The sequence below is a fragment of the Mesorhizobium sp. M0018 genome (assembly GCF_040323955.1).
Taxonomy (GTDB): domain Bacteria; phylum Pseudomonadota; class Alphaproteobacteria; order Rhizobiales; family Rhizobiaceae; genus Mesorhizobium.
In genome coordinates this window covers 50,725-68,346 of sequence record NZ_JAMYVL010000016.1, presented here as the reverse complement: position 1 = coordinate 68,346, position 17,622 = coordinate 50,725, and the positions used below count along the sequence as shown (strand labels likewise).

The 17,622-nt window shown below is 61.0% G+C and carries 15 protein-coding genes; 7 read left to right on the top strand and 8 right to left on the bottom strand.

All coding sequences use genetic code 11. The annotated features are described in order from the left end of the window. Window positions 1-26 precede the first annotated feature (26 nt). Genes wecB through NKJ81_RS21885 form a run of 3 tightly spaced genes read left to right on the top strand, consistent with a single transcriptional unit; the run spans window position 27 to window position 3,305 of the window. Window positions 27-1,181, top strand: a complete 1,155-nt coding sequence (gene wecB, locus NKJ81_RS21895) for a non-hydrolyzing UDP-N-acetylglucosamine 2-epimerase (RefSeq protein ID WP_352541699.1) — start codon at window positions 27-29, stop codon at window positions 1,179-1,181. Further along, window positions 1,174-2,505, top strand: coding sequence for a UDP-N-acetyl-D-mannosamine dehydrogenase (wecC, locus tag NKJ81_RS21890; protein WP_352541698.1), 1,332 nt, complete (start codon window positions 1,174-1,176; stop codon window positions 2,503-2,505). Before wecB ends, wecC begins: the two co-directional genes overlap by 8 nt. Continuing rightward, complete coding sequence (locus tag NKJ81_RS21885) at window positions 2,502-3,305, top strand: WecB/TagA/CpsF family glycosyltransferase (RefSeq protein ID WP_031211886.1); 804 nt, start codon at window positions 2,502-2,504, stop codon at window positions 3,303-3,305. Before wecC ends, NKJ81_RS21885 begins: the two co-directional genes overlap by 4 nt. Window positions 3,306-3,336: 31 nt before the next feature. Here the strand turns inward: NKJ81_RS21885 and NKJ81_RS21880 are convergent, their stop codons facing one another. Both NKJ81_RS21880 and NKJ81_RS21875 read right to left on the bottom strand, forming a co-directional pair. After that, window positions 3,337-4,185 carry an isocitrate lyase/PEP mutase family protein gene (locus tag NKJ81_RS21880; protein WP_352541697.1) on the bottom strand — a complete coding sequence of 283 codons (849 nt, stop codon included), beginning with the start codon at window positions 4,183-4,185 and terminating at the stop codon, window positions 3,337-3,339. A 267-nt stretch (window positions 4,186-4,452) separates the two neighbouring features. Further along, on the bottom strand, window positions 4,453-5,892 hold the full coding sequence (locus NKJ81_RS21875) for a lipopolysaccharide biosynthesis protein (RefSeq protein WP_352541696.1): 1,440 nt from the start codon (window positions 5,890-5,892) through the stop codon (window positions 4,453-4,455). A gap of 169 nt (window positions 5,893-6,061) precedes the next feature. Between NKJ81_RS21875 and NKJ81_RS21870 the strand changes: the two genes are divergently transcribed. After that, window positions 6,062-7,180, top strand: a complete 1,119-nt coding sequence (locus NKJ81_RS21870) for a glycosyltransferase family 4 protein (RefSeq protein ID WP_352541695.1) — start codon at window positions 6,062-6,064, stop codon at window positions 7,178-7,180. On the opposite strand, the gene asnB is transcribed toward NKJ81_RS21870, so the two are convergent. Continuing rightward, a complete protein-coding gene (asnB, locus tag NKJ81_RS21865) occupies window positions 7,154-9,079 on the bottom strand; it encodes an asparagine synthase (glutamine-hydrolyzing) (RefSeq protein WP_352541694.1) in 1,926 nt (641 codons plus the stop codon). The genes NKJ81_RS21870 and asnB overlap by 27 nt on opposite strands. A 168-nt stretch (window positions 9,080-9,247) precedes the next feature. Further along, window positions 9,248-10,489: a glycoside hydrolase family 5 protein gene (locus NKJ81_RS21860; RefSeq protein WP_352541693.1), complete on the bottom strand. Its 1,242-nt coding sequence runs from the start codon at window positions 10,487-10,489 to the stop codon at window positions 9,248-9,250. Window positions 10,490-10,605: 116 nt separating this feature from the next. On the opposite strand from NKJ81_RS21860, the gene NKJ81_RS21855 reads away from it, so the two are divergent. The 3 genes from NKJ81_RS21855 to NKJ81_RS21845 all read left to right on the top strand — a co-directional run bounded on the left by NKJ81_RS21855 (window position 10,606) and on the right by NKJ81_RS21845 (window position 14,935). Beyond that, window positions 10,606-12,534: a heparinase II/III family protein gene (locus tag NKJ81_RS21855; protein WP_352541692.1), complete on the top strand. Its 1,929-nt coding sequence runs from the start codon at window positions 10,606-10,608 to the stop codon at window positions 12,532-12,534. 239 nt (window positions 12,535-12,773) lie between these two features. Then, on the top strand, window positions 12,774-13,769 hold the full coding sequence (locus NKJ81_RS21850; RefSeq protein ID WP_352541691.1) for a sterol desaturase family protein: 996 nt from the start codon (window positions 12,774-12,776) through the stop codon (window positions 13,767-13,769). After that, window positions 13,766-14,935 carry a GNAT family N-acetyltransferase gene (locus tag NKJ81_RS21845; protein ID WP_352541690.1) on the top strand — a complete coding sequence of 390 codons (1,170 nt, stop codon included), beginning with the start codon at window positions 13,766-13,768 and terminating at the stop codon, window positions 14,933-14,935. Before NKJ81_RS21850 ends, NKJ81_RS21845 begins: the two co-directional genes overlap by 4 nt. A gap of 145 nt (window positions 14,936-15,080) precedes the next feature. On the opposite strand, the gene NKJ81_RS21840 is transcribed toward NKJ81_RS21845, so the two are convergent. The 4 genes from NKJ81_RS21840 to NKJ81_RS21825 form a co-directional block, all read right to left on the bottom strand. Further along, on the bottom strand, window positions 15,081-15,392 hold the full coding sequence (locus NKJ81_RS21840) for a UBP-type zinc finger domain-containing protein (protein ID WP_352501352.1): 312 nt from the start codon (window positions 15,390-15,392) through the stop codon (window positions 15,081-15,083). 429 nt (window positions 15,393-15,821) lie between these two features. Continuing rightward, window positions 15,822-16,748 (bottom strand): NADP-dependent oxidoreductase, encoded by a 927-nt coding sequence (locus tag NKJ81_RS21835; RefSeq protein WP_352449638.1) that lies wholly within the window; start codon window positions 16,746-16,748, stop codon window positions 15,822-15,824. A 113-nt stretch (window positions 16,749-16,861) separates the two neighbouring features. Next, complete coding sequence (locus tag NKJ81_RS21830) at window positions 16,862-17,299, bottom strand: CBS domain-containing protein (protein ID WP_352472517.1); 438 nt, start codon at window positions 17,297-17,299, stop codon at window positions 16,862-16,864. Then, on the bottom strand, window positions 17,296-17,430 hold the full coding sequence (locus tag NKJ81_RS21825; protein WP_352501351.1) for a hypothetical protein: 135 nt from the start codon (window positions 17,428-17,430) through the stop codon (window positions 17,296-17,298). Before NKJ81_RS21825 ends, NKJ81_RS21830 begins: the two co-directional genes overlap by 4 nt. Window positions 17,431-17,622 lie beyond the last annotated feature (192 nt).

Genomic DNA, 17,622 nt, shown 5'->3' with positions numbered 1-17,622 from the left:
AAGGCTGCAGGCGACCAGGATCAGCGATGAACGTCCTTTCACGTCCAAAACTGCCATCCAGGCAGAAACTGCTGATCGTGTTCGGCACTAGGCCGGAGGCACTCAAATGCTTTCCAGTGGCGCGTGCCGCCCTCGCTCATCCAGGCTTCATCACCGAAATATGCATAACCGCCCAGCATCGTGAAATGGTCGACCAGGTTGTCGAGCTGACCGGCTTGCCTGTGCACCACGATCTCAACATCATGCAACCCGGCCAGTCGCTGTTCGATGTGACCTCGCGCGTGCTCCTGGGCATGGCCGAGGTGTTGGACAAGGCGAAGCCCGATATCGTCATGGTACAGGGCGACACCACCACGGCAATGGCCGCGGCTCTTGCTGCCTTCTACAAGCGTATCCCCGTCGCTCATGTCGAAGCAGGATTGCGCAGCCACAACATCAACTCGCCGTTTCCTGAAGAACTGAACCGCAAGATTGCCGGCGACATCGCCACCTGGCATTTTGCGCCGACCGTTCAAGCGCGCGACAATCTCATCGCCGAAGGAAAGGCCGAAAGCACCATTTTCGTGACCGGCAACACGGTGATCGACACGCTGTTGCATTTTTCAAGCGCGATCGATGCCGACAGGCTGATGAACGCGAAGCTCGCTGCCAGCTTTCCCTTCCTCGATCCTTCCAAGAAGATGATCCTCGTCACCGGACATCGCCGCGAGAATTTCGACGGCGGCATCCAGCGCATCTGTACGGCGTTGAAGGGATTGGCGGCGCGGGGAGACGTGCAGATCGTCTACCCTGTCCATCCAAACCCCAATGTGCGCTCGGTGGTCAACGCAGAGCTGGAAGGCGTGCCGAACATCCATCTGGTCGAGCCGCAGGACTATCTGCCGTTCCTGTACCTGCAGAAGCAGAGCTATCTGGTGCTTACCGATAGCGGCGGCGTGCAGGAAGAAGCGCCGTCGCTCGGCAAGCCGGTGCTGGTGATGCGCGAAAATACCGAGCGACCCGAGGGGATCGTGGCCGGCACCGCCCGCCTTGTCGGCACCGATGTCGAAAAAATCCTGTTCAACGCCAATCGCCTGCTCGACGATCAGGCTGCCTATCGCGGCATGGCGGAACGACACAACCCATATGGCGATGGCCGGGCTAGTAACCGGATTGTTGAGGAACTGCTGCATCATGGCTGAAATCAAAACCGTTTCCGTAATCGGCATGGGATATATCGGCCTGCCGACCTGCGCCATTTTCGCCAGCCGCGGGCTCAACGTCATTGGCGTCGATGTCAACGGAGCGGTGGTCGAGAAGGTCAATCGCGGCGAAATCCACATCGTCGAGCCGGACCTTGACGGTCTGATCCAGAAGGTCGTGGCGAACGGCAAGCTCATGGCCTACAGCACGCCGCAGCCGGCGGACGCCTATATCATCGCCGTGCCGACCCCGATGACCCACGATCATAAGCCGGACGTAACCTACGTGCTCGCGGCGGCACGAAGCATCGCCCCCGTGCTGAAGCGCGGAGACCTTGTGGTATTGGAATCGACATCGCCGGTTGGAACCACGCGTATCATGACCGGGCTGCTTGCCGAGTTGCGGCCTGATCTCAAATTTCCTGTCCAGCATGGCGAAGACGCCGATGTGCTGGTCGCCTATTCGCCCGAGCGTGTGCTGCCGGGAAAGGTGCTGACCGAGCTGATCAACAACGATCGCTCGATCGGCGGATTGTCCCGCAAATCGTCGGAGCGGACCGCGGCACTCTATTCAACCTTCGTCACCGGCGACCTGTTCATGACGACGGCCGAAAGTGCTGAGCTGGTGAAACTGACCGAGAACGCGTTCCGCGACGTCAACATCGCCTTCGCCAACGAGCTTGCCGCCGTGTGTCAGGACCTGTCGCTCAATGTATGGGAAGTGATCGATCTCGCCAATCGACACCCTCGCGTGAACATCCTCCAGCCGAGCCCGGGCGTTGGCGGTCACTGCATTGCGGTCGATCCATATTTTATCATCGACGCCGCACCCAACAGCACGCGGCTGATGGCTTCGGCACGCCGGATCAATTCCGAACGGCCCATGTCGGTGGTCAGGGATATCGAGGCCTTGCTCGACCCCTCCCGCAAACAGACGATCGCCTGTCTTGGCCTCAGCTTTAAAGCCAACATCGACGATTTGCGCGAGAGCCCGGCCGTCGAGGTGGTGAAACTTCTGTCCGATATCCCCAATGTGAAGATCATTGCGGCTGAACCCAACACAAATGCGCTGCCGCATGAGCTCGAGGGCAGGGGCATCGTGTTCACCGACGCACTTTCGGCCATCGACAAGTCCGATATCGTCGTCCTCCTGGTCGACCATCGGCAGTTCAATCTGGTCGACCCCGAAGCGCTCAAGGATAAGAAGCTCGTCGATACGAGGGGTCTGTGGACATGGCGCAAGGCACGCAAGCCCGACGCCCGCATCGAAGGCAAGAAACCAGAGGTCGCACAAGTGACACTTGCAAGGGAGCAGGCCGCATGAACGCGCACGCCCCGGCATGGGCGCAGCATTCCCTGTTGGCATCACGGCGCCGGGAGTTCCTTGGCGCACCGATCCATGCGCTGACCATGGCCGAGACACTGGCCATCGCCGACGAGGCGATGACCCTGGGGCGGCCGCTGCATCATGTGGTCGTGAACGTCGCCAAACTGGTGACCATGCGCCAGAATGCCGAGCTGCGCGAGGACGTGGCCGGGGCGGACGTGGTCAATGTCGATGGCATCGGCGTGCTTTGGGGTGCACGTCTGTGCGGCGTCGCGCTGCCCGAGCGGGTGGCGGGCGTCGACATCATGATCAATCTGCTGAGCCTCTGCGCGAAGCGTGGATTCAGGCCGTATCTGCTGGGGGCCGAACAGCACGTTCTCGACGCGGTTGTAGTGAGACTTGCCAAGGACCATCCGAGCCTCGTCATAGCGGGAATGCGCAACGGCTATTTCAAGCCGGAGGACGAGGCCGGGATCGTCGCGGCGATCAACGCCTCGGGCGCCGACTGCCTGCTGGTGGCCATGCCGACACCGCGCAAGGAACGCTTTCTCAAACGCTACCGCGATGAACTCGCCTCAAGTTTCGTGATGGGCGTGGGCGGCAGTTTCGACGTCTATGGGGGCAAGGTTGCCCGCGCGCCGAAGCTGATACAAGCGGCCGGCCTGGAGTGGCTGTTCCGCGTCGTCCAGGAGCCGCGACGCTTGTGGCGCCGCTACTACGATACCAACACTGCCTATGCGGGACTGCTGTGCCGGGAGTTCTGGGAGCGTCGCTGGCGCCGAAACGCCGGTTTATAGTTTCGCCTACGGGGCTCCAGCGGCGCGGCGCCTAATGTCCGGAACGCAGGCGTCGCCCCCTTTCGACCACAGGCTTAGGATCGCGAAGACTGTTCCAGGCCAGAGCGCTTTCCAACGCCGTATATTTCCCGGTTGCGATCTCCTGGCATATTTTCATTAGTGCTCCGCCAGCGGCGCGCGCAAGTGAGCCGCCCACGCTTATCCGCCGTACACCGGCCTCGGCAATCTGCTCGAATGTGAGACCGGAAACACCTTGGCCAAGGACATGATTCACTGGTGCACTGACAGAGCTGCAAATCTGCTCGAGAGACGCCAGGTCCGGGACGCCCGGCGCATACAGCACCTCAGCGCCAAGAGCTTCGAAGGCCTTCAGGCGGCGAATTGCCTCGTCGAGACCATATACGCCTTTACCCATCCCATCGGCGCGGGCGGTGAGTACGATGTCGTATTTTCGAGCAGCCGCAACCGCCGCCGCTACACGTGCCATCGCGGTATCAAAATCGCGTATTGGCTGGCCGGGATTTGGTTGTCGATCTTCGATCGAAAGTCCAGCCAATCCCGCTTCGGCGGCAAGCCGGACGGTTTCAGCCACGCCTTCTGGTGTGTCTTCATAACAATCTTCCAAATCGGCAGTGACCGGCACGGTCGTCGAGGCTGCGATCTCGGCGGCATATGCCAAGCTTTCGGCGCGGCCGACTTCCTTTGCTCCGTCCTTCTTCCCCTTCGAAAAGGCGTAGCCCGAAGAGGTAGTCGCCAGCGCCCTAAAACCCAGACCAGCCATCATCCGCGCGCCGGCTACGTCCCAAGGGTTTGGGATCACGAAGCAGCCGGATTTATGAAGAGCGCGAAATTGTTTAACCTTCTTGGATCGGGAAATCACATTGCCCCCTCAGACTTGGACAAGAAGCCGGGTTCGACTAAATGCCGATGATTGCAGCTTTTCAATCATCCGTTTCTCGCCCGACTGCGATCCCGCGGATTCGTTGGCATTTTTCCGCCGAGCGCGACGTGCGGACCATTATGGCGCCTCGCTCTCATGACCCGAACACCCGGAGACCGAATGTCGGATATGCAACGAGCCCGTCCCCGGCAAGGTACACCATGTGTTGTAAGCCTCAGAAATACCTGCTTACAGATCGCTTGGAAATTACGCGATCCGTAGCCGCGCTCGCAGCTGGGCGACGAATTGCGTCGCTGCCACGGGGTGGAACAACGAGGTCAGCCCGAAGAAAACCGCGGCGCCGGTGGTGCCGCCGGCGACAAGCGAGAAGATCGCCGGCAGGTCGCCGGCCACCATGCTGGCAAGCTTGGCGGCCACCCCCGTGCTGAGCGAGATGATTACCGAAACACCGATGTCGCGCCACGGCACCGGCACCGGTGTGAGCCGCTCGCTGATGATGATGCAGGTTATGGAGCCCACCACCGAGCCGCCCGCCAGCGCCAAAGCGGCGCCGATCTCCGCCATCGGGGGGATCAACAGCAGGGACAATGCGATTGTTGCCACCGAGCCGAAGAGATTGGCGATGATCAGCAGCCACGGCCGCTTGTGCGCGTGCACCACGACGCCATAGACGAAGCTGGTGAGGTTGGCGCACAGCACGCTGAAGGCAATGATCGGAAACAGCAGGCCGAAGCGGCCGTGATATTGCGAGGGCAGCATGAGCTCGGTGATATCGCTGCTGAGCGCGACCAGCATCGCTGCAATCGGCAGGCAAAGCCGCATCATCAAGGCCATTAACTGCGACAGCAACCGACCCGATGCCGCGGGCCCATCCTCGTCGAACCGGCTAACCACCTCGGGAAAGGCGCCCATGTTGATGGCGTTGGCGACCATATCGATCGGCTGGCGGGCCAGCGCATAGGCTGCGGCGAAGATCGCCACGGCGCTGGCATCGTAATAGAACTTGAGGAACAGACGCTCCGCGCTGTTGAGCCCGAAGCCAACCAGCGCCATGATGATCAGCGGCACACCGAGCGCAAAGAAGTCCCTGTGGGTGAAACGCGGCGGACCGGCAACGAGCCGTCGCGATGCCATGATGCCCGCCACGATGCCGGCAATCAAGGCGCCGAGGCTCGAGCCGAGCGACACCGTCAGAAAGCTATCCTGAAAGACAAGGATAGCGCCGATCGGTAACGCGAGTTGCAGCAGGGCACGCAGGGCTTCTAGCATCGAATAGACCGAATGGCGCTGCTGCATCTGCAGCACCGTCAACGCGAAGCGGCTGATGGACCCGGCGACCAGATAGCCGCAGACTGCGATCGCGAACTCGATCCAGCGTTCAGGCACGATCACCGCCGACGCGCCTACCGATATGACCAGCGCCAGTGCCGTGGTGGCAAGCAACACCTGCCCGGCCAGCATCAGGCTGCCGCGGCTGACTTCGCCCTTGCCGCCAAGCCTGAGCAAGGCGATGCGCAGCCAGTTGGTGACGGCAATGTCGGTCATTTCGCCGACGGTCACCACCAGGGTGAGCAGGCCATACTCGGTCTGGTCGATCAAACGCGTCACGACGACCAGCAGGAGCAGCGCCGAAATTCGCGTCAGCAGGATCGCCGGAGCATAAATGAGCGTGGAACGGAGCAGCAAGGGCGTGTCCCTGGAAAACTCACCTTCGACTAGCCGCCGACTGGCGGAAAATCCAGCCCGATGACGCCGAAGGGTGAACAGATTCAGTTTGAACTAAAAGATTTGCCGTAAAACTTATCGGGAACGTTTGCTTTGCAGTTACCCGGTCTGTGTTATTTAGAGTACCATCATGTTGCAGCGCCTCATATCCGATCGAAAAATACATGTCCTGGTCGCGACGCCCTCGGGCGTTTCGGGGCAGGGCGGCATCGACCGCATCATGGGCGCGCTGAAGCAGGAGTTCGAACGGCAAGAAATCGCCGACATCGATGTGTGCTTCCTTGCCAGTCGTGGCCCGGGGCATGTCGGACTTTCGATCTTCTATATGCTCGGTTTTTGCTTACGGATGCTTAAAGCGCGTCTGGCTGGACGGGCCGATGTCATTCATATCAACATCTCAGTTTCCGGCAGCACCTACCGCAAGATGGTGATCGCCGCCTGCGCACGGCTGCTGTCGATACCCTATGTCCTGCATTTGCACGGGGCGCAGTATCAGACATTCTGGAAAGCCGACCGCGGTTTCATTAGCCGCCGTATCAAAGCTCTGTTCGAGCATGCCGATCGGGTGATCGTTTTGGGCAGGCTTTGGCGCGATTTCGTCGCCAGCCGGGCGCCGGGCGCAGCCGGCAATATCGTGATCGTGCCCAATGCGACCGAAGTCCCGTCGCTGGCGCATGTCGGCGGCGGCGACCATGTGCATATCCTGTTCCTGGGCCGCATCGGCGACCGCAAGGGCGTACCGCAATTGCTCGAGGCACTGCACCGCATGAGCCCTGTCAAGAATTGGCGTGCCACGATTGCCGGCGATGGCGAAGTCGAGGCGGCACGGGCAAAATCGGCCGCGCTGGGGATTGCAGACCGGATCGCCTTTCCGGGTTGGGTGGGACCGGACGATGTCGCATCGCTGATTTCTTCGGCCGATATTCTGGTTCTTCCATCCTTCGCCGAAAATCTGCCGATGTCGGTGATCGAAGGCATGGCAGCCGGTTTGGCGGTGGTGGCGACCCCGGTTGGCGCCGTCGAAGACATAATCACCGACGGGCAATCCGGGCTGCTGGTGCCGCCAGGCGATGTTACAGCGTTGACCGAGGCGCTGAGCCGCCTCGTGGAGAACCCGGCACTGCGGGCAAGGCTTGGTGCCGGTGCCATGGCCGTGCATCGGGAACGGCTTGAGCTCGCCCCGTTTGTCGGCGCAATCTGCGATGTCTGGCGGTCGGCCGCGTCAAGCCGTCAACCGGTCAAGCGCTGAGGCCGACGATCGCGGCGGCGCGTCGAGCCTGAATTCGCGGTGGAATATCTCCAAATTCAACAGCGCCCATATCAGCTTTTCGTGGTCTGCGGCACGCGTGGTGTGTTCCGAGACGATTTGATCTAGCTGTTTCGGACTCAGATAGCTGCGAATGACGGAGTGAGGCGAGCAAAGATGGTCATGCACGTAGTTCCTCATCGATCCGCGAAACCATTCGGCGACCGGTACCTTGAACCCGACCTTGCGGCGGCTGAGAATTTCCTCCGGGAGGATATTGGCCATGCTGTCGCGCAGGATCTGCTTGCTGTGCAACCAACCCAGCCTGTAGCGATCGGGCAATTTGCTGACGAACGAGACCAGATCGCGATCGAGGAACGGCATTCTTCCTTCGATTGAACCGGCCATCATCATGTGGTCGCCTCGTTCCAGGAGATTGTCGGGCAGCCACGATGTCTGATCGAAAAACAACACGCGGCGAAGATGGGAGGCCGCAGCACTTGACGAGAACGGAAAGTCATTGCGCTCATAACGGCGATTTGCGGACGCGCCGATCAGGCAAGCGCTCTGCTGCGCCGAAACGGCTCCAAACCAGGAGACCATCCGGGCGGCAAAGTCCCTTTCGCCCGCGGTGCGGGCAAATGTATCGACCTTGGCCGACGCGCCCGGCATGGCGCGTGCCAAAGGAGAAAGGACGTTATCGTGCAGCGAGGCTGGAACAAGCGACTGGTAGATCCCGGCCAGTGATTCCGCGCGATGCTTGGGATAGCCGCCGAGAATCTCGTCGGCTCCTTCTCCGGTGAGCACCATCTTGACGTCTTGCGAGGCTCGCTCCGACATCAGGTAAATTGGAATATCGCTGCTTTGCGAAACAGGTGCCCCGCGTTGGCGAACCATCGTCGGCAGATGATCCATCAGATCGCCTGGCTGGATTACAAGTTCGCAATGATCGGTCTTGAAATGATCGGCAACGCGTCGGGCGAATGCAAATTCGCTATAGGCTGCGTTGTCGAACCCGACGGAAAACGTGCGAATGGGCGTGGCGCTGTGCCTGGCCATCAGCGCGACGATAGCCGAGGAGTCGAGCCCTCCGGAGAGAAAGGCCCCAAAAGGTGCATCGCTGCGCATCCTGATCTCGACGGAATGGTCGAGCAATTCCAGAAATCGCCGCTTGGCGGTTTTTCCGTCGATCCGCTCGGTAACGGCCGCCTGGTCCGGAGGCGTATAGTAGCGCGTTTCCTTGACTACCCCTTGCGACCAGACAGCATAGCTTCCGGGATTGAGTTTGCGGATCTGTTTGAAGAGCGTGCGCGGTCCCGGCACATAACGCCAGTTCAGATACTCGTGCACGGCATCCATATCGAGTTCCTGAGCATCTTGCTGCGATGACAACAATGCGTTGATCTCCGAGGCAAACAGCAGCAATTTTTCGCTTTGCATGAGGTAAAGCGGCTTTTCCCCGAAGGGATCCCGGGCGAGGATCAATTCCTGCCTCTGAGCATCCCAGAGTGCAAAGGCGAACATGCCGCTCAGCCGGTCGAACATTGACAAGCGCCACTGATCGTAGGCTCGGAGCAGCACCTCGGTATCGGAGCGCGTTCGAAAATGATGGCCAAGGCCGATCAGTTCCTGGCGCAGCTCGATGTAGTTATATATCTCGCCGTTGAAAATTATTTTGAGACGACCGTCCTCAATCTGCATCGGCTGATTCGACTCGGGCGCTAGGTCAATGATCGCCAGGCGGCGATGAACCAATGCCAATTGTTGCTCGCCGGTATTCAGGTCCAATATCTCGGTGCCTTCGGCATCGGGACCGCGATGCCGCAATGCGTTTGACATTTTGGCGGCCCGCTCTTGTGGATTTTTAGCCCTTCGCCCGATCCATCCGGCAATTCCACACATTGTTCCCCCCTAGGCGCGCGCATTCCCCACTCAGTACAACAAATGTGTTAAACACTTCGTGCCAATACAACCCAACCGGGAGAAAGCTGCCGCGGGCCGTTCCTCGATCGAGCCTGGCGGGTCAGGGATTGCCACCGGTTGTTCGCTAGTGAGGGCGAGTGATGGCACCTATGGCAGGCCCAATGCCTGCAGCATCTCCGGGTCGGGAACCGGGGGACCATCGGGCGGGATGAGGCTCATCCCATAGGGATTGGAGAACTCCCAGGCAGACCATGGGATCGCGAAGCGTTCGGCCTCTCGGCGCACTGCCTTGAGATAGCGCGAACGGTCGGCCTCAAAGGCGCCCATGCGGCCGTCCGCGGACATGAGGATAGCGCCGAATTCGCCCATGAAGAGCCGCCGGCTGGGAATGCCATGGCCATCAGCCCAGTCGACAGCCTGGCGAAAGCTCGCCTCCAGTTGGCTCTGGCCCCAATTCTGCTCGAAATAGTTCGCGATTGCTTGGCGCGCGGTGGCCATGTTCATGACCTGCTCGACCCTGCTCAAGCCGGCAGCGTCCATCCGCGCTCTAAGGGTTTCGGTCACCACTTCGGGTGTACTGCTGTCGGCCGGCCAGGGAAGTCCCGAAGCAAAGCTGATCGTGTCATCGGGCCGCTGGTGGGTGAAGCTGTGCGGCTCATACATATGGAAGCTGTAATAGAGGTTTGGGTCATCAAAGCCGGGGCTGAGGTTGACCAATCCGGCAATGCTGCCGCCGCAGGCGCCGGTTGCAACGATGGTAAGTTCGCTGCTGACCGCTCGAATGTCGTGGACGGTCCCTGCCATGATCCGCTGCCAGTGATCGCTGCCGCTCGCATCGCAAGGGTAGTATGCGGGCTCGTTGTAAGGTTCGAGGGCGACTTTGTCGGTGCCTATCTTGACCAGCATGGCGGCGACCGCCACAACCATTTGACGATAGCGGGCAACGCCCTTGCTGTCGGCGCCACCATAGATCATCTCCATGCTGTAGTCGGTAACCTGAGTGACGCCATGCAGGTCGAAAACCACCTTGAGGCCGGTCGACGTGATCCGCTCGACGGCGGCGGCAAGAATGTCCAGCGCCTGCTGCCGCCTGGCGTCCCCGCTGGCAAGCAGCGGGCCGGGATCGACGCTCAGCCGGACGAAGTCGAAGCCCATCGATCGGATGTGGGCAAACACCTCCCCGGCCGGCCAGTCGGTGAGCGGCCTGCTTTCCGCAAGCCACTCCTTTTCGCTGCGATAGGGCGGCCAAACGTAGGTTCCGTCTTTCGCCACCGGCGACCAGTTGAGCCACTGATGCACGCCAACGCCGCGCTTGAGAGGGATGGGCTCTGCCTCGGCCGCCACAAGCAAGGCGAGCACCCAGGCAACAAAATACACCGCTTTTCGCATCGCTCCCTCCGCATGCTCGCGGGAGATATTAACCGCAACGAACGGGAAAGAAGATTGCCGGCCCGCAGCTTTTCGACGGCATGGTATACAAGGACCGAAACGTTGACGGGGCGTGCATGAGAATCGGCTGGTACATCAACCGATTGCGCAGCATGGGACCGGCCGAGGTGTTGCACCGGCTGGGCGAGCAACGTCGAAGGATCGCGTCGCGCCGCCGCGATGATGGGTGGGAACGCTATCCATCGCCGCAGTTGCACCCAGTGCTGCCCGGATTTCGCCATGCTGCGCTGGCAGCGACCGACGCTCAACGGCAGGCCATAGCGGCGGCCGCGCAAGAGATGCTTCATGGCCGGTTTTCGGCACTCGGGCGGACATGGCCAAAGCGTGAGCCCGATCGTTTGTTTCCTGCTGAGCTTTGGCGTCTTGATCCGGTAACCGGCAGGCTTTGGCCTGGCGCTGAGGCTCATACTTTCGATATCGATTTTCGCGATGGCGGCGACCTTGGCGATATAAAATATGTCTGGGAGGTCAACCGGCTGCAGCAATTGCCAGTACTGGCTGCACACCTGCTCCTCAGCGAGGACAATCGATCCCGGAGTGCCATTGAGGCGGCAATCTGCAGTTGGCATTCCGCCAATCCGCCGTTCCGAGGCATTGGCTGGGCTTCCGGCATCGAAGTAGCGCTGCGAGCCATCAGCCTGATCGTCACCCTGGACCTTATCGGTGACCGGCTTGACCCGGCGACGCTGCGGAAAGCCGGTGAGATACTCGCGGCAAGCGCCTATTGGCTGCCGCGGTTTCCGTCGCGATATTCCTCCGCCAACAACCATCTCGTCGCAGAGTTGGCTGGCGAATATCTGGTTGGCCTGGCGCTCGGGGCCGAATCCGAAATTGCCCGCAGCGCCCTCTTAAGTGAGACGCACAAGCAGATTCTTGCCGACGGCGCCGGTGCCGAGCAAACGCCGACCTATGCAGCCTTCAGCGCCGAACTCATCTTGCTGTGCGCCGCCGCGGCGCGCCAGGCGGGAACGCCGTTTCCCTCGGCCGTCGAAGCGCGTCTGGGCGCCTTCGCCAATTTCGTCGGCTGGCTGCCACAGAAAGCCGCCCGCTTCGGCGACGACGATGAGGGCCATGTGCTGAAGCTGGGCGACGAGCCGAACTATATCCGATCCGTCGCGGCCGCCATCCACGGCTTACTGGGGACGCCGGGCAACGCGCCGGAGCCTGACGATTTTCGTTCGCTTTTCTTTGGTGCGCCGTCAGGCCCGGCGCCCGCGGTGCATGGCTTGCAGACATTCACGCAAGGCGGGCTCTCCGTCTGGCGCGGAGCAATGAATGGCCGCAATGTCGAACTAACGTTCGACCATGGACCGCTCGGCTATCTCTCGATAGCGGCGCACGGCCATGCCGACGCGCTGTCGCTCACCCTGTGCATCGACGATGAGCCGGTGCTGGTCGATCCCGGCACCTGGCTCTACGGTTCGGGAGGCGCATGGCGCGACTGGTTCCGCTCCACACCGGCGCACAACACGCTGAACATCGAGGGCAAGAGCCAAAGCACCATCGCTGGAAATTTCAACTGGTCGCACAAGGCAGTCGCAGCGCTGGTGGAGAGCGAGCCGGGGACGCACTGGAGGCTGAGCGCCCGGCATGACGGCTATAGAAGCCGCTTCGGCGTCGTGCATCAGCGCACTTTGGCGCGCCAGGCCGATGGCATCCTCATCACCGACCAACTGCTCGGCGGCAGGCGCCAGTCCGAGATCGTCTTCCAACTGGCCCCCGGCCTCCATGCCGACCGGCACGAAGATACGGTCGCAGTATTGCGCGGCGACGAGGTACTGTTGGCCATCCGCTTTCCTGATGCTGTGCTCGATATCGGCGCCGGCGGTGACATGCCGGGCCAAGGCGGTTGGGTTTCACTGCGTTTTGGCACCAGGCAGCAAGCCGAACGCATCGCCTGGCACGGTGAAGTGGGCGAAGCCGGGATCGATATCCATCTTGCCCCAATTCACCCGCCGCAACAGCAAAAGCCGGTGCCAACGTAGAGTTGCCGGGCGAGTTCCAGCCGTATTCGACATTAATTACGTTTGGACATTTAGCGGTTTCGTTACCGTTGATCTGCTAGTCTCGCACCATCCAGCCTGCTTTGCCCGCTGCGCCCCGCAACAGCCACTGGTTGCAGGCGGCGTAGCGAGTTTGGCGGGAATTTTGTGCTTTGCTATTCGCCAGATCGCCTTCTTACGACCCCCAGACTGCCTTCTTACGACCAGGAGCCGCTGCATCAATGTTTTCCGAATTTGCCAGAGCGATTGTGGAAAAGCTTTCGAACGTCAATCTGACCACGCTCGGCCTGCTTCTCCTCACCGCACTGGGCAGCGCGGTGATCGCCTACTGGCGAACTGCCGAACATAAGTCCCTCAGGGACTTTTTCGACTTCGCCTTCCCACAGGAAGTCATCCTGCACCCGTCGGCGCGAGCCGACGCCATGTTCTGGATCACGAAACGGGCGATGATGCCTTTCCTGCTTATTCCTGCCGGCGTCACCTTCGTCGTCGCGGTGGGCTATGGCACACGCGAGGCAATTGGCTGGCTCCTTAACATCCACGCGCCGCTTCCCGGCGGCCCGGCGGGACCGGTGACGATCGTCATCTTCACCGCAACCATGCTGGTCGCCTATGATATTTCATACTACCTCTACCACGTCGCCCAGCACCGTTTCCCGTTCCTGTGGGAATTGCACAAGGTACATCATTCGGCCGAGGTGATGGTGGGGATCACCAAGGACCGGGTTCATCCGCTGGACGATCTGATGAACCGTATGTGGGATGGCGTCATCCCGGGCATCTGCTTCGGGATCTGGAGCCTGATCGCACTCGATCCGGTAGAGGTCGCTATCTTCGGCATCAACGTCTACGTCATCCGTAACATCCTGATGATGGACTTTGTTCGTCACACGCATCTCAAGATATCGTTCGGCCCGTTGAACAACATCATCCTGTGTCCGCACTGGCACCAGGTGCATCACAGCATCGACCCTCGTCATTATGACAAGAATTTCGGCCTGCTTTTTTCGTTCTGGGATCGTCTGTTCGGAACGCAATTTGTCCCGGAGCCGGATGAAGACCTGAAATTTGGCCTGGTCGATCGCGATGTGCGCGATTACCAGTCGCTCTTTGGGCTCTACATCCTGCCGCTCAAGAAGATGGCAAGGCATGTCATGCGACTGTTTCACAGACGGCCCAATGTGGTCGCGCAGCCACAGGACAGTTCTCCTTCATGAACACCGCTGTTTCCATCGACGTCCTAAGCGCGGAGCGCCTGGAAATCGTCCGTTCGGCGGATCGCCTGGCTGCGATCGAAGCCGCTTGGATGGAGCTTTGGCATCGTACCGACGGGCTGATCTTTCAAAGCCATGCCTGGATTTCGGCATGGTGGAGTACCGTACAACGCCGTGACCAGCGCGCGTTGCGGATCGGCCTGGTCTGGAAGGGCGAGAGACTCGTTGCTGTCGTTCCGCTGGCGATCGGCAGGCGCAGGGGGCTGCGGTTTCTCGAATGGGCGGCCGGCAGCTATACCGACTATGGGGATATTCTCGTTGCTCCGGAATGCTCGTTATCGGCGCTGCAGGAGCTATGGACCCAACTCTGCGATGCCGGCGGCTTCGACCTTGCCTTGATCAGTCGTCTCTCGCCGGATGCGGCGGCCCGCAAAATTTTCACGCCGGGAGCTTCCGGCGGCATCAGGCTTCGTCCGTTTCACCGAACGGAAGTCAGCTATCGCGTTGCCGGACAATGGGAAAGCGGAGCGGCATGGTTCGCGGGCCAGTCGAAAAAGACGCGCCAGAACTATCGGCGCGGCATCAAAGCGCTGGAAGAAACCGGAGAGGTGAGATTTCGCCTGCTTGCCCCCGACGAGCCGCTGCAACCGGTACTGGAGCGCCTCGCGGCCTTGAAGCGGAAATGGCTGACCGAGCGCATGCGTGAGTCAGACCTGTTCGAAGAGGGCGTCCCGGTACTCGCCGCGCTCGTCGGTGCGTTGGCGCGCGCCGGCGTGCTGCATATCTTCGTCCTCGAATGCAATGGCGTGATGGTCGCGGTGTCGATCAATTTCGTCCAGCACGACGTGATGATGGCCTTCGTGACGACGTTCGATCCGGATTTCGGCCGGGCGTCGCCGGGTGTGATCCTGTTGATGGATTACGTGCAGTGGTCGATAGATCACGGTTTGAGCACGGTCGATTTCCTCTGTGGCGCAGAGTCGTTCAAACACAAATTCTCAACGCAGGCGGTTACGCTGGAATCCGTCATCGGGACGCGCACGGCACAGGGCGCACTGGCATTTCTTGCCGATCGTGTCCTCCAGACGGTCAGGCATATGCGCGAGCGGTCATCGGCACCACCAGAGGGACGCGATGCGCCCGCTCAAGCCGAAGCAGCCTTGGACTAAAGCGCGTCGCGTTCGATCGGCCTCATGCAACGCGCTTTAGATTCTTGTTTTATACATGTCGTTATCGCAAAACCGCTGCACACTTTTGCGCGACATGCTTTAGAACGGTTCATCGTTTCACGGAAACGGCCCGCTCGCAAAAAGCTCAAATGAAGCGCGGTATCGGACCGTTTTGCGGCGTGGTGCGGTCGCCGAGGTCGAGGAAGATTTCGTCGATGTAGCACCATCCCCAACCTTCCGGCGGATCGTAGCCTTCGATGACAGGATGGCCGGTTGCCCGAAAATGCTTGGTGGCATGACGGTTGGGCGAGTCGTCGCAGCAGCCGACATGGCCGCATGTGCGGCAGAGCCGCAGATGCACCCACTGCGAACCGCTCTTCAGGCATTCCTCGCAGCCGAGCGCGCTCGGTGTCACGCCGCGAATGTCCCCGGCGTGCCTGCATTCGTCTGCCATCATACGCTCCTGACCAGTTGTGGCGCCACGGCGAGACTGCCGTTTCGCGCGAGATATTGGCGGGTTGAGACATGGTTCGAACCTATCGCCGGTTTCCGACAGTTTGAAGCGGTTTTTGCGGCTTGCGGCCGGTAGGAACCTGGCCCGCCTGTCGGTAAACGCTATGTCCTTCGCTTCGCAGTTAACTGATCGCAGCCGTGCGACGGTGTCGTCGCGACGTGCCTCACGATCCGTTGCATCTCCTTGATTTGTTTGATTTGCGCATCCCGGCAAACCCGGCGCATGCTGCTTTAGCCGGCACCTGCCTAAGCCGGCCAGGCCCGGCGGGCCGGCCTGTGTCAAACTCTCGGCCGCCGGGCTTCTGGACAGCAGAAAACGGCCTGTGTCCGAGCACTCCGCAAACTGGCCCGCGGCCTGTTGTTCGGCGAGTGCTCAGGCAGCTACCTGAAGCACAATCTTGCCGCGCGTGTGCTGCTTCTCGAGCTGTTCCTCGGCCCTGGCGACTTCCTCAAGAGGATAGATTGCCTGCACGAATGGCCTGACCTTCCCGGCGTCGATGAGGCGGCTGATCTCGGCAAGCTGCGCCGCGTTCGGCTTGGTCAAATAGGAAACGCCGCGAGCCCGATGCAGGCGGGCCTTCTCCGCCGACGGTTCGGAAAGCGTTGAGACGAGCGTCCCGCCGGGCTTGAGCACGTCCCACGAGCGGTCCTGTGTTTCACCCGCTACCAGGTCGAAGACGAGGTCGACGTCCTCGACAAGCTCCTCGAAGCGCTGGTTCTTGTAATCGACCGCCTGGTCGGCGCCAAGCGCGCGGACGAAATCGAAATCCTGCGCGGACACAGTCGTCGCGACAAACGCGCCCGCGGCCTTTGCGAACTGCACCGCCAGATGACCGACGCCGCCGGCGCCGCCATGGATAAGGACCCGCTGCCCGGATTTGAGGCCGCCGTGATCGAAAAGGCCTTGCCACGCGGTAAGGCCCGCAAGTGGCACGGCGGCGGCTTCGGCGTGGCTTAAGCGTTGCGGCTTCGCCGCCGCCTCCGTTGCCTTCACGACGACATATTCGGCGTTGCCGCCGCGGTCGTTGCCGAGCATGGCATATAGCGGATCGCCCTTCTTCAGCGTATGGGCCCGCGTGCCGCACAGTTCCACCACGCCGGATACGTCGCGGCCGAGCGTGACGGGCAGATCCGCGCCCGAAGAGCCCTCGCGAACCTTGTAGTCGACGGGATTGACGCTTGCCGCGTAGACCTTGAGCGTGACCTCGTCGTCATGCGGCTGAGGCAACGGAACCGCGTCCAGCGAAAGAACCTCCGGTCCACCAAAATCGTGGATACGGACGGCCTTCATCGTAATCATGGCTTGCTCCTCGTCGGGTTGCAGTCCAGTTCGCTCTGAACAGTTTCGCCGGCAGGCCGGCGTCTATCCAGCCGGCGGTTCGGTCGTAGCAAAGGCCGGCCGGTGGTGCGCCGTCAGTGTATCGTTTGCGAATGCTCGCCGCCGGGTTGCGAGATGCCGCTCAGCGCTTCACCTGCTGTCGCCGTCTCGCTGTTGGTGGCGAGGTCGCCCAGCGAAACGATGCCGACCAGGCGCTTGTCGCGGTTCAGCACCGGCAAGCGGCGCACTTTCAGGTCAGCCATGTTACGCAGAACATCCTCTGCGTCTTCGTCTTCGAAGCAATACCTGACCTCGGTGCTCATCACTTCCCGTACCTTGGCGTCAGGTGTCTTGCCTTGGGCGACGCCGCGGATTGCGATGTCGCGATCGGTTACCATGCCGACAAGCCGATCGTTCTCGCCCACCGGCATTGCGCCGGCGTCGAGGCGACCCATCATTTCAGCCGCATCGCGCAGGGTTTGCTGCGGACTGGCGATCTCGACGTCCTTTGTCATGCAGTTGCCAACTTTCATTTTAACCTCCCTTGGTTGCAGGGCCCGCCGCCGGTTTCCAGGATGAAAGGGTGAATGAGCGCCAGCGCAAAACGTTCCATGGCAAGACCCGTTTCGAGCGCTTCGCCGAAATCACCCTTGCCATCCTCCACCCGACTGCCCTTCAGGCGGTCGGCCCGGGAAAGGTCGGTTCCGAAGGAATTTCGGAAGGCGTGCCGGGAGGAACTCCGATCGGCTCCTGGTCCGGCGTCGGAATTGGATCCGGCGAGGGCGGGGGTACGCCTGGAGGTTCTCCCGGCGGAGTCTCCGGCGGGGCAGGCGGCCGGGCCGGCTCCGGATTGGGA

Excerpts from the sequence above, each read along its gene's own strand:
- wecB (WP_352541699.1), top strand. The coding sequence starts at position 27 with ATGAACGTCCTTTCACGTCCAAAACTGCCATCCAGGCAGAAACTGCTG.
- wecC (WP_352541698.1), top strand. The coding sequence starts at position 1,174 with ATGGCTGAAATCAAAACCGTTTCCGTAATCGGCATGGGATATATCGGC.
- NKJ81_RS21885 (WP_031211886.1), top strand. The coding sequence starts at position 2,502 with ATGAACGCGCACGCCCCGGCATGGGCGCAGCATTCCCTGTTGGCATCA.
- NKJ81_RS21870 (WP_352541695.1), top strand. The coding sequence starts at position 6,062 with ATGTTGCAGCGCCTCATATCCGATCGAAAAATACATGTCCTGGTCGCG.
- asnB (WP_352541694.1), bottom strand. The coding sequence starts at position 9,079 with ATGTGTGGAATTGCCGGATGGATCGGGCGAAGGGCTAAAAATCCACAA.
- NKJ81_RS21860 (WP_352541693.1), bottom strand. The coding sequence starts at position 10,489 with ATGCGAAAAGCGGTGTATTTTGTTGCCTGGGTGCTCGCCTTGCTTGTG.
- NKJ81_RS21855 (WP_352541692.1), top strand. The coding sequence starts at position 10,606 with ATGAGAATCGGCTGGTACATCAACCGATTGCGCAGCATGGGACCGGCC.
- NKJ81_RS21850 (WP_352541691.1), top strand. The coding sequence starts at position 12,774 with ATGTTTTCCGAATTTGCCAGAGCGATTGTGGAAAAGCTTTCGAACGTC.
- NKJ81_RS21845 (WP_352541690.1), top strand. The coding sequence starts at position 13,766 with ATGAACACCGCTGTTTCCATCGACGTCCTAAGCGCGGAGCGCCTGGAA.
- NKJ81_RS21840 (WP_352501352.1), bottom strand. The coding sequence starts at position 15,392 with ATGATGGCAGACGAATGCAGGCACGCCGGGGACATTCGCGGCGTGACA.
- NKJ81_RS21835 (WP_352449638.1), bottom strand. The coding sequence starts at position 16,748 with ATGATTACGATGAAGGCCGTCCGTATCCACGATTTTGGTGGACCGGAG.
- NKJ81_RS21830 (WP_352472517.1), bottom strand. The coding sequence starts at position 17,299 with ATGAAAGTTGGCAACTGCATGACAAAGGACGTCGAGATCGCCAGTCCG.